We start from the raw sequence: 13,526 nt of genomic DNA, 5'->3' as shown, positions 1-13,526 counted from the left end.
ACCCAATTTATGTGGACGCGTTACCATATACAACAACAGATAATACTTCTAATTATGGCGACACTTATGATGGAGGACAAGGATCCAACTGTGGTTCTACCTCTCAATATTATTTAAATGGAGATGATGTTGTTTATGCTTATACCGCAACTGAGGATGCTTCTATCAACATTAGCATGACACCTACAGAAACTTGGTCTGGATTATTTGTTTATGAAGACTGTAACGATATTGGAGTTGCTTGTATTGCTGGAGTTTCGAACACAACTAACGCGGAGCGTTTAATTGAGGATTTAATGGTTACAGCAGGTCAAACTTACTACATTGTAATTTCTACATGGGCTTCACCTCAATCTACAGCATATAATTTATCTATTACAGAAAATACTTGTATTTCTGGAACTTACGAGCTTTCAACTACAGGCGCTTGCGATACGAATGAATTCTTTGTAAATGTTGAGATTACCGATATGGGTGATTTAACTGAGTACACTATTTCTGATGATCAAGGTAGCGCTTCTCAAACAGCGACTGAAAATGGTACTTATACTTTTGGACCATATGAATCATTGACCGATGTTACCATCAATTTAGTGGCGAATGACGAAAACTGTAACGAGAGTGGCACTATTACTTATAGATGCCCAGCTCCAGGAGATAATTGCGACAACCCATTATTAGTAGAAAGCTTACCATATAGCACGACAGATAATACTGTAAACTATACAGATGCTTATTATGATGGCTCACCTGGATCGAGTTGTTCAACTACTAGTAGCTATTTAAACGGAAATGATGTGGTATATGCTTATACAGCTGCATCAGACACTTCTATCAATATTAGTTTACTACCAACAGGAAATTATGCTGGTATGTTTGTATACGATAGCTGTGATAGTATTGGTGTTGAATGTATGGAAGGAGGCACTAGTGGATTCTCTACGGATGAAATCTTATTCGAAGAATTCTTAGTTACAGCAGGTGAAACTTATTACATTGTAATTTCTACATGGGCTGCTCCTCAAACTGTTGGATATACGCTAAACATTACAGAAAACACATGTGTTTCTGGCTCTTACACTTTAAATACAATCAATAATTGTGATGAAGGTGAATTTAGTGTAGAAGTTAACATTACTGACATGGGAAGCTTAGATAGTTATTCCATCTCTGATGACCAAGGTAGTGCATCACAGACAATTACCGAGCCTGGTACTTTAACTTTCGGTCCTTATCCTGCATCAGAAGTTAATACAGATATTACATTTACATTCGAAGCAAATGATGCAAATTGTAGTGCTAATGAAGTAGTTTCATTTAGATGTGCTCCTGCAGGTGAAATCTGCGATAGTGCTATAGAAGTAACTAGTTTACCATACCTTACGGAAGATGACACAGCAAACTATGGTGATGATTATGATGGAAGCCCTGGAGCAAATTGTGGTTCTACAAGTAACTATTTAGGTGGTGACGACGTGGTATATACTTACACGGCAACAAACGATACATCAATCAACATCAGCTTACAACCTACCGCAACTTATGCGGGTATGTTTGTGTACAGTAGCTGTCAAAACATTGGAGTTAACTGTCTTGCTGGTGGTACTAGTGGATGGGGTACAGATGAGATTCTAATTGAAGAATTTGCAATGAGCGCGGGAGAAACAATTTATATTGTAATCTCTACATGGGCTGCGCCACAATCAACTGGTTATACTTTAGAAATCACAGAGAACACTTGTATTGCTGCGACTTATGAGCTTACTGCAGTTCCTCAGTGTGATACTAATGAGTTCATGGTAGAAGTTAACATCACTGATATGGGTAGCAACGATTCTTTTGAAATCACAGATGACCAAGGAAGCGCTGCTCAAACAGCTAATGAACCAGGAACATTTACTTTTGGACCTTATGAGTCATTAACTGATGTAAGTATTAGTTTAACAACAGATGATGCCAATTGTAGTGCAACTTCAAGTATTACGCATAGATGTCCTGGCGCAGGAGATACTTGTGAGAATCCTTTAATTGTTGACTCCTTACCATATGTAACGGATGATAATACGGCGAACTATGAAGACGATTATGATGGAAGCCCAGGAACAACAGGATGCTCTACAACTTCTCTTTATTTAGGTGGAGACGATGTAGTATATGCTTACACAGCAACATCTGATACATCTATTAAAATCAATATGTCTACTTCTGCAACATGGACGGGTGTATTTGTTTATGATAGTTGTGAGGCTATTGGTGTTGAATGTGCAACTGGCTTGAGCAATAGCGGATCTGGTGGAGTTGTTATTGAAGATTTTGAAGTTGTAGAAGGTCAAACCTACTATATTATTCTTTCATCTTATCCTTCTCCTCAGTCTTATACGTATAACTTAACCATTACTGAAAATTCATGTGATCCAATTGAATATACAGTTTCAACCACAGATCAGTGTGAAGTTGGTGAGTTCTCTGTTACTATTGATGTAACTTCATTAGGAAGTAGCGAAACATTAGTAGTTTCTGACAACCAAGGTTCAGAATCTCAAACATTAACTGAAGCAGGCAGCTTAACTTTCGGTCCATATACTGAATCTCAAATTATTGAGTTCGAATTTACAACCGATGATCCAAACTGCTTTGAAACAGTTGCAACAAGCTTTACTTGCCCTGCGGCAAATGATGATTGTATGGATGCAACTGAATTAACAGTTGGTTCTTCATTCACCGATAATGCCATTTTAGGAAACAACATAGGATCTACTACTTCTACTACTATGCCAGCACCAGGATGTGCAAATTATCAAGGTGGAGAAGTTTGGTTCTCTGTGACTGTTCCAGAATCGGGTAATGTAATTATTGAAACTAGAAATAGTAATTTAGATACATTTAATGATACAGGAATGGCTGCTTATAACGGATCTTGTGATGCCTTAACTTTAATTGCTTGTAATGATGACGGTGGCGAAGGCAACGGCTACTTCTCGCAATTAAGCTTAACTGGACAAACACCAGGTGAGACTATTTATATAGCAGTTTGGGAGTACGGTAACAACCTTGAAGGAACCTTCTTAGTTGGAGCATATGACAGCACTATGGGTGTGGCTGATTTTGCTAGCAGAGACGCAGTAAAACTTTATCCAAACCCTACCTCGAGTGAGTTAAACGTTAGCGGAATAGAACTTAACCAAGTTCAAGTATATTCTGCTTCTGGAAAACTTGTTCCTGTGAAAGTGACTGGAAATATCGTTGACACGAGAAACCTTCCATCGGGTGCTTACTTCATTAGAATGACAGACGCTGAAGGAAAAGCAATACTTAGAAAATTCATTAAGAAATAATAAGTATAACTTTAAACTATAAAAAAAAAGCCACCTCAATTGAGGTGGCTTTTTTTTACACCATAAAGTTTTATCAATTACAGATTACTTTTAATATCCTAACTCAAGATTCAAAACGAATTAAGTTAAAATCACCAATTCATTCAGATTTTAAATATTCGCAAATTTTATCCTATTTCTTGAATAAAATTAAACAGATAAGACTTTATTAAATTTTAACATAAAATTAGCCTTAAACACATATATAAATTTACCAACTTCACAATTTACAAACCCTCCTTCTATTATATTAAAACATTTTTGCTCATTAAAATATTTATCTCTTACAAATAATTTAGATTAATTAAACTTTTGCATTATACTTATATTCTGTTAAATTTGTTAGGAACAATTATGAAATAATACTTTTAAATACTTTATAAATATGAAGAACTTTTACTTCTGGATGCTCACCCTGCTCTGCAGTACCATAGCATTCGGACAACTATCAGAAAACTTTGAATCTGATATAACGACCCGTGGCTGGTCCTTATATCAAACTGATTCATCAGACCCTGGTTTTGTGCTTACTACAGCAGAAAGCCAAAGCGGAAATGCCAGTTATTATCACAACGATGAGTTTGTGGATAATGAATCTACGGCTTACATGGTCACACCGGCTTATACAGTGCAATCTGGAGATGAATTCTCTGTCTATGTAAGACAAAACTATTCGGTTTCTTATTACAATTATTCAGGTATTGCTATCTCTAATGCCTCGGGTGACCCTATTGCTAACCCTTCTGACTTCGTTGAAGTTTGGGAAGCGGGAGCTGGCTTTGCAGAGGACTCTTGGGAACAAGTTATTTTGGCTCTAGATGCTTATGTTGGACAAAGCATTTACGTTGCTTTTGTTTATACAGGCGATTTCGATCATGAATATTATGTGGACAATATGTACATTGGAACTCCATGTACCGCACCTGTAGCTAGTATTTCTACGACGGGTGCCTGTGATACGGGATCATTCAATGTAAATATTGATCTTAGCTCTTTAGGCACAGCTTCTAGTGTTATCGTTTCTGATGACCAAGGCAACTCTCAAACAGCTAATGCGACAGGTGCTCTTGAGTTCGGTCCTTATGCAAGTGGTTCGGATGTTACCTTTACTTTAGCTGATGCAGATAATTCATCTTGTAATACAGCTCTAGCAACTTCTTACTTATGTCCTCCTGATAACGATGATTGTGTTGATGCAACTTTAATTAGTAGCTTCCCACATACTAGCTCGGAGGATGCAACGGGTGCTACCCAAGAAGATTTTGTTTATTGTGGACCAGATGGTTCTAATGACGGTGTTTGGTATTTAATCGAGGGTGAAAGCGCTCAATTTACTATTAACGTTACTTCCACAGGTTGGGATGCAGCTATTACTCTACTTTCGGGAGCTTGTGGTGAATTAACTTGTATTGATTTTGAGGATAATGTAGCTTCTAATAACACAGAAACTATTACTTTCATTGGTCAAGCTGGCGTTAATTACTACTTAAATGTTGGTGCCTATAGCGCTAATTCTGATTTAGCCGAAGGTGCTTTTGAATTAGAAATTATTTCAGAAGATATCCCTTGTGGTTCGCCTGCTAACTTAGCTATAGCTGCTACTACAGATTTATCTACAGATGTTACTTGGCAAGGTGCTGCAGACAATGCTTCTTATGACCTTGTTTGGGGTGCAACTGGATTTACTCCTGGTGCTAGCGCAAGCGCTTCTGGTTTAGGCGATTCTCCTTATACTATAACTGGATTAACACCGGAAACAACTTATGACCTTTACGTAAGAGGAAACTGTAACCCTGGGTATAGCGAATGGGTTGGACCTGTTACATTCACAACTTTAGAAGAAGGAGCTGTGTTAGCTGGTACAGATTGTATCCACCCAATTTATGTGGACGCGTTACCATATACAACAACAGATAATACTTCTAATTACGGAGATGATTATAGTGGTGGTCAAGGAACTAACTGTGGGGTTACCTCTCAATATTATTTAAATGGAGATGATGTTGTTTATGCCTACACAGCAACAGAAGATTCTTCAATTGATATTAGCTTAACTCCAACTGCCACTTATTCTGGAATATTCGTTTATGAGGATTGTAATGACATTGGTGTAGCCTGTATTGCAGGAGCTGGAGATTTCACTACCAACGAACGCGTACTCGAAGATATTTTTGTAGAAGCGGGTCAGACTTATTTTATAGTTATCTCTACTTGGGCATCACCTCAATCTACTGGCTATGATTTAGTTATTACAGAAAACACTTGTATTGCTGGTACTTATGAAGCAACAGCAGTTGGTGCATGTGATACAGAAGAGTATTTTGTTGAAATTGATGTCACTAATATGGGTGATTTAACTGAGTACATTATTTCTGATGATCAAGAAAACGAAAGTCAAACTGTAACAGAGACTGGTGTTTATACCTTTGGACCATACGCAGAAGGCTCTACAGTTTCTTTCAACTTGGAAGCTAATGATGCAAATTGTAATGATTCATTTACAATTCAGTATTTCTGTCCTGCAGCAAATGATGATTGTGAAAATGCTATTGACGTTCCTGTCAACCCAGACTTCCTATGTACTGAAGTTGTTTCGGCTAGCACTTTAGGAGCGACTGCATCTCCTCAAGAAGATGATGTTGTTGGAACGCCGAATAATGATGTTTGGTTCTCTTTCGTAGCTGAATCTACTGCACACCGTGTATCTTTATTGAATATCGTGAACCTAGAAGGTACTACAAATACAGATATGGCAATGGGTGTATATGATGCCACTAATGGCTGTGAAGCTTTAGAACTTGTTGCTGATAGCGATCCTAATACATTAAATTTAAATGGACTTACGGTTGGAACTGAATACTTAATTAGAGTATATAATTGGTCTTCAGCAATTGTTAGTCATTCGTTTGATGTATGTGTTGGTACACCACCACCACCACCAGCTAACGACGATTGTTCAGGAGCTATACCAATTGCATGTGGAGAAACCATTAATGGTGATACAACAAGCTCTACTCCATCTGGCTTACCAACAAACTGTAATGGATTCTCTTCTAGTGATGCAAGAGATGTATTCTACTCTTTTGAAGCAGATGGAACTAGCGATTATTTAGTATCTCTAAATCCATTATCAGGATTTAACTTTGATGGTGTATTATTTGTTTATTCAGGTGAATGCGGAAGCTTAGTGAGTCTTGGTTGTTCAGATTCTGGCAATCCAGAACAAGTTGAGTTATTAGCGCCAGCAGCTGGAACTTACTACATTAGGGTATTTGATTATTCAGGCACTGAAGCATTCATTCTAGACTTAGAATGTACAGAAAACTCTTGTGCCCCAGGCGACTTTGACTTTATTACTCAAGGTGCCTGCGAAACAAATGAATTTAATGTGGATATCAACTTCAATCATTTAGGTACTTTAGATAGCTATGTAGTTACTGACGATCAAGGAAGTGAAGCTCAAACTGTAACAGAAGCTGGAACTATAAGCTTTGGTCCTTATGCTTCTGAAACTGTTGTTAATTTCACCTTCGAGGCTAATGATCCTAACTGTAGCGAAACACAACAAATTACATTCAGATGTGCTGCAGAGGGAGATATTTGTGAAAGCGCAATTGTTGTTGGAGAATTACCATATTCAACTACGGACAACACAGGAAACTATGTAGATGACTACAATGGAAGCCCAGGAGCTAACTGTGGTTCTACCGGTAGTTATTTAGGAGGTGATGATGTTGTATATGCTTATACAGCTACTTCAGATACTTCTATCGACATTAGCTTAACTCCAGGTGGCGGATGGTCTGGTATCTTTGTATACGAAAACTGTCAGGACATTGGGGTTGAATGCGTTGCCGGTGTTGCAAACAGTGGTTCTAATGAAAGATTAATTGATGACTTCATTGTAACAGCTGGACAAACTTATTATATCGTAATTTCTACATGGCCTTCGCCACAAAGCATAGATTATACGCTATTAATAACTGAGAACACTTGTGCTCCAGGTGAGTTTACAGTTACAGCAACAGGAGCTTGTGATACTATGGAATTCTATGTAGAAGTTGATATCACTGATATGGGAAGTTTAGATTCTTACGAAATTACAGACAATCAAGGAAGCGCTGCCCAAACAGCCACTGAACCTGGTACATTTACGTTTGGTCCGTATGCATCATTGACTGATGTTACTATTGACTTAACGGCAGATGATGTCAACTGTAGTGGAACTGCTTCTGTAACTTATAGATGCCCTGGTCCAGGAGATACTTGTGAGAATCCATTAATCGTGGATAGCTTACCGTATACCACAACAGATGACACAACAAACTATGCAGATGATTATGATGGTGGTCAAGGAACTAACTGTGGAAGCACTTCACAATATTACCTAAACGGTGACGATGTGATTTATTCATACACAGCAACTTCGGACTCATCTATTGATATTAGCTTATTACCAACTAATACATATGCTGGAATGTTCGTATACGAAAGTTGTGATGACATTGGTGTTAACTGTCTAGCAGGTGGAACTAATAGCTTTAGTACAGATGAGATCTTAATTGATGACTTTGCTGTTACTGCTGGTCAAACTTATTACATCTTAATCTCAACTTGGGCTTCACCGCAATCAACACCATACACGTTGAATATTACAGAAAACACTTGTGAGTCTATTGAGTTTACTACATCAACTATTGATCAGTGCGAAACTGGCGAATACTCAGTTACAATTGACGTGACATCATTAGGAAGCAGCGAAAGCTTAATTATCACTGACGATCAAGGTTCCGAAGGACAAACACTAAGCGAAGCTGGTAGTGTAACTTTCGGTCCATATACAGAGTCTGAATTTGTAACATTTAGTTTTGTTACCGATGACGAGAATTGTTATGAGACTGTAACTATTGGATTTACTTGTCCTGCGGCTAATGATGATTGTATAGACGCAACAGAATTAACAGTTGGTTCTTCATTCACTGACAATTCAATTCTAGCAAACAATATAGGATCTACTACATCTGAGACTATGCCAGCACCAGGTTGTGCATATTATCAAGGTGGAGAAGTTTGGTTCTCTGTGATTGTTCCAGAATCGGGTAATGTGATTATTGAAACTAGAAACAGCAATGTTGATTCATTCAATGATACAGGAATGGCTGCTTATAGTGGGTCTTGTGATGCCTTAGCTTTAATTGCTTGTAATGATGACGGTGGTGAAAACAACGGTTACTTCTCGCAATTAAGTTTAACTGGACAGACACCGGGTGATACTATTTATGTAGCAGTTTGGGAGTATGGTAATGATGTGGAAGGTACTTTCTTAGTTGGAGCTTATGACAGCACTTTGGGTGTGGCTGATTTTGCTAGCAGAGATGCAGTGAAACTTTATCCTAATCCAACTTCGAGTGAGTTGAACGTTAACGGAATCGAACTTAACCAAGTTCAAGTATATTCTGCTTCTGGAAAACTTGTTCCTGTGAAAGTGACTGGAAATATCGTTGACACGAGAAACCTTCCATCGGGTGCTTACTTTATTAGAATGACGGACGCTGAAGGAAAAGCAATACTTAGAAAATTCATTAAGAAATAATAAGTATTACTTTAAACTATAAATACAAAGCCACCTCAATTGAGGTGGCTTTTTTAGTTCTTATAATATTGGCGCAAGATAAATTCAAGAATTCACTATCTAATTCTAAAAATAAACTTAAAATCTCATGTCAATGCATCACACTTACTTTTAACTAAACTTAAAATAAGTTTTTGTTAATTCTCTTGCAAAATCCATAATTTCCGTTAATTTTGTTAGCTACTTTTACGAAATAATCTTTAAATCAAATAATATTATGAAGAACTTTTACTTCTGGATGTTAGCACTACTTTGTAGTTCCCTGACATTCGGACAATTATCAGAAAACTTTGAATCTGATATAACGACTCGCGGGTGGTCCTTATATCAAACCGATCCATCAGATCCTGGCTTCGGAATTAACACTGAGCATAAACAAAGTGGAAATTCGAGTTATGCTCACTTAGATGAATTTGTGGATAATGAATCCACTGCTTATATGGTTTCTCCAGCATATACCGTACAATCTGGAGATGAATTCTCTGTCTATGTAAGACAGAGTTTTTCGAATAGTTATTACAATTATTCAGGTATCGCAATCTCTAATGCTTCAGGAGACCCTATTGCGAACCCTACCGATTTCGTTGAAGTTTGGGAAGCGGGAGCTGGTTTTGCAGAAAACTCATGGGAACAAGTTGAATTGGCTTTAGATGCCTATGTCGGACAAAGCATTTACGTTGCTTTTGTTTATAGAGGAGAATTTGATCACCAATTTTATGTGGATAACATGTACATAGGAACTCCATGTACTGCCCCTACTGCAAGTCTTTCTACTACCGGAGCTTGTGACATTAACTCTTTTAGTGTAAGTGTTGATTTAACTTCTTTAGGAACAGCTGCTAACGTAATTGTATCAGATAACCAAGGTAACACTCAAACAACAAGCACTACAGGTGTTATTGAGTTTGGACCTTATGCTAGCGGCACTGATGTAGCATTTACTTTAAGTGATGTAGATAACACAACTTGTAATACAGTAATATCTACAAGCTATACCTGTGCTCCATCTAATGATAATTGCGCTACGGCTACTGCAATCAATAGCTTCCCATTCACTAGCTCAGAGGATGCAACAGGTGCTACACAAGAAGACTTTGTTTATTGTGGACCAGATGGTGCAAATGATGGTGTTTGGTATGTGATTGAAGGTCAAAGTGCTGAATTCACTATTAATGTAACATCAAATAACTGGGACTCTGCAATTGTATTATATTCAGGGAGTTGTGATACGTTATCATGTGTGCAATTCGCTGACAATGCAGCTTCAAATTCCATGGAAACCATCAATTTCATTGGACAAGCTGGAATGACCTATTATTTAAATGTAGGTTCATATAGTTCAAATGCAGATTTAGAAGAAGGTACGTTTGAATTAGAAGTTTTATCTAACGAAATCCCATGCTCTGCTCCATCTAACTTATCTGTTCAATCAACTTCTGATTTAACAACAGATGTTTTATGGCAAGGTGGTGGAGATAATGATTCTTTCGAACTTACTTGGGGCGAAACAGGATTCACTCCTAGCGCTAGCGCAAATGCAACAAGCTTAACTTCAACCAACTACACCATTACTGGATTAAATCCTGAAACTACATATGATGTTTATGTAAGAGGAAACTGTAATCCTGGTTTAAGCGAATGGGTTGGACCTGTTAGCTTTACAACTTTAGAGGCAGGAGCTGTTCTTCCTGGAACTGACTGTGCTCACCCAATTAACGTAGCTTCATATCCATATACTACAACAGATAATACTAGCAATTATGGAGATGATTACGATGGTCAACCAGGTGGTTGTGGAACTACATCTAACTACTTAAATGGAGACGATGTAGTCTATGCATTATCTGCAGATGAGAATGAGGAAACATCTCTTAAAATTAGTATGATCCCAACAGCTACTTGGGCTGGAATGTTCGTCTATGCAAGCTGTGAAGATATTGGTGTAAACTGTTTAGCATCTGATAGATATAGCAGTGGAATAGATGAACTAATAATTGAGGAATTAATTATTCCAGCAGGAGAAACTTACTATTTAGTTATTTCTACATGGGCTACACCACAGTCAACTGGTTATGATTTAACTATTTCGAAGAATACTTGTTCCGCAGGGGCTTTCGAATTGAATCCTGTTGGAGCATGTGATACAAACGAATTCTTTGTAGAAGTAGAAATCACTGATTTAGGTGATTTAACAGAATATGTAATCACGGACAACCAAGGAAGCGAAGCACAAACTGCTTCAGAAACTGGAACTTATACTTTCGGGCCTTATGCTTCAGAAACGATGGTTATGTTTGACTTAACCGCAAACGACGCTAACTGTAGCGAATCTGGATCAATTACTTATAGATGTCCAGGTATGGGTGATACATGTGACAATCCAATTTTGGTTGAAAACTTACCTTATCTTACTGAAGATAACACAGCTAACTATTTAGATGACTATAATGGTTCGCCAGGAGAAACTGGGTGCTCTACAACTTCTGCATACTTGAATGGTGATGATGTTGTTTATGCATATACTGCTACTTCAGATTCTTCTATCAACTTAGATATGACAACATCAGCTAACTGGACAGGAATGTTCATTTATACTAGCTGCGAGGCTATTGGTGTTGAGTGTGCAACAGGTGGTGTTAGAGCAGGAACAGGAGGTGTTTTAATTGAAGACTTTGCAGTAACTGCAGGTCAAACTTACTACATTGTTATTTCATCATACCCTTCTCCACAGTCTTATTCTTATACTTTAGAAATCACAGAAAATTCTTGTGTTGCTGCTGAGTATAGCTTAACGGCTAATGGAGCATGTGAAACAAATGAGTTCTTTGTAGATGTTGAAATAACAGATTTAGGAAGCAATCCATCATTTGAAATTACAGATGATCAAGGAAGTGAAGCTCAAACAGCTACAGAAGCAGGTGTATATACTTTTGGACCTTATGAATCATTAACTGAAGTTACATTTAATTTAGTAGCTGAAGATGAAAACTGTAATGCTACACAAAGTATTACATATAGATGTCCAAATGCAGGAGACAACTGTGAGAATCCTCTAATCGTTGATTCTTTACCATATGTTACTGAAGATAGTACTAGCAACTATACAGATGAATACAATGGTTCACCAGGTCAAAACTGTAGTTCTACTAGTTCATACTTAAATGGAGATGATGTAGTTTACTCTTATACTCCAACTGAAGATACTGCGATCAATATTACTTTGGATCCAACAAATAACTACGCTGGAGTTTTCGTTTACGAAAGCTGCGAAGACATTGGAACTAACTGTATTGCAGGTGGTGTAAACTCATTCTCAAGTGCTGTAATCGAGATTGAAGAATTAGTAGTTATGGCAGGTCAGACTTATTATATTTTAATTTCTACCTATGCTTCGCCTCAATCTACAGATTATACATTAACTATTTCTGAGAACACTTGTACAGGAATTGATTTCACTAGCTCAACTATTGATCAATGCGAAACTGGCGAATATTCTGTTGCTTTAGATATTACTTCTTTAGGAACAAGCGAATTTGTTACCATCAGCGATGACCAAGGTTCTGCTGAACAAACAATTTCAGCTCCAGGTGTAGTAACATTTGGACCATATACTGAATCAGAATCAGTTACATTTAACTTTGTAACAGATGATGAAAATTGCTACGAATCTACTTCTGTTGTATTTACTTGTCCTGCATCTAACGATGATTGTATGGATGCTACAGAATTAACTGTAGGTAACCAATTTGGAGACAATTCAATTTTAGCAAATAATGTTGGTGCAACTGCTTTTGCTGGCATGCCTACTCCAACTTGTGCTTATAACGGTGGCGAGGTATGGTTTACTGCAGTAGTTCCTGCATCAGGAAACATCACTATTCAAACTCAAGATTCTGGATATGATGATTTCAATGATTCAGTAATTGCTGTTTACAATGGATCTTGTGATGCCTTAAACTTCTTATCTTGTAATGACGACGGTGGTGGAAATGGATTATTCTCTCAAGTTATTTTAACAGATTTAACACCAGGAGAAACCCTTTACATTGCAGTTTGGTCTTACGGAAATAACGTTCAAGGTACATTCTTAGTTTCTGCTTATGATGGTACTTTAGGCGTAGCTGATGTTGATAACAGAAACGCTGTTAAACTTTACCCTAATCCAACTTCTAGCGAGTTAAACATTAGTGGTATCGAATTAAAAGAAGTTCATGTTTATAATGCTGCAGGTAAATTCGTTCAAGTTAAAACGACTAACAATGTTGTTGATACTAGAAATTTAAGCTCAGGATTATATTTCATCAGAATGATTGATATGGAAGGAAATGCAATGCTTAGAAAATTCATTAAGAAATAATAAGTATTTCATTAAACTATAATTACAAAGCCACCTCAAATGAGGTGGCTTTTTTTTTGCTCAAAACTTAAATTAGCAAATAATTATGCAAAATTGTTTTGATACCTAATAACTTCATTAACATTTCAATAACTAAATACTAAGATTCAAACACTGCCAACCT

3 protein-coding genes are annotated in these 13,526 nt (G+C 37.3%); all 3 read left to right on the top strand.

Translation table 11 applies throughout. The annotated features are described in order from the left end of the window. Positions 1–3,335 (top strand): T9SS type A sorting domain-containing protein (locus NLM59_RS11075; protein WP_304417846.1); only part of this gene is annotated, 3,335 nt, incomplete at its 5' end. Between the two features lie 424 nt (positions 3,336–3,759). After that, positions 3,760–8,967, top strand: a complete 5,208-nt coding sequence (locus tag NLM59_RS11070) for a T9SS-dependent choice-of-anchor J family protein (protein WP_304417845.1) — start codon at positions 3,760–3,762, stop codon at positions 8,965–8,967. Between the two features lie 256 nt (positions 8,968–9,223). Further along, positions 9,224–13,363 carry a T9SS-dependent choice-of-anchor J family protein gene (locus NLM59_RS11065; protein ID WP_304417844.1) on the top strand — a complete coding sequence of 1,380 codons (4,140 nt, stop codon included), beginning with the start codon at positions 9,224–9,226 and terminating at the stop codon, positions 13,361–13,363. Positions 13,364–13,526: the final 163 nt, after the last annotated feature.

The sequence above is a fragment of the Profundicola chukchiensis genome, from assembly GCF_029664245.1.
Classification (GTDB): Bacteria; Bacteroidota; Bacteroidia; order Flavobacteriales; family Weeksellaceae; genus Profundicola; species Profundicola chukchiensis.
This window is presented reverse-complemented; position numbering and strand designations above follow the sequence as displayed.

Excerpts from the sequence above, each read along its gene's own strand:
- NLM59_RS11070 (WP_304417845.1), top strand. The coding sequence starts at position 3,760 with ATGAAGAACTTTTACTTCTGGATGCTCACCCTGCTCTGCAGTACCATA.
- NLM59_RS11065 (WP_304417844.1), top strand. The coding sequence starts at position 9,224 with ATGAAGAACTTTTACTTCTGGATGTTAGCACTACTTTGTAGTTCCCTG.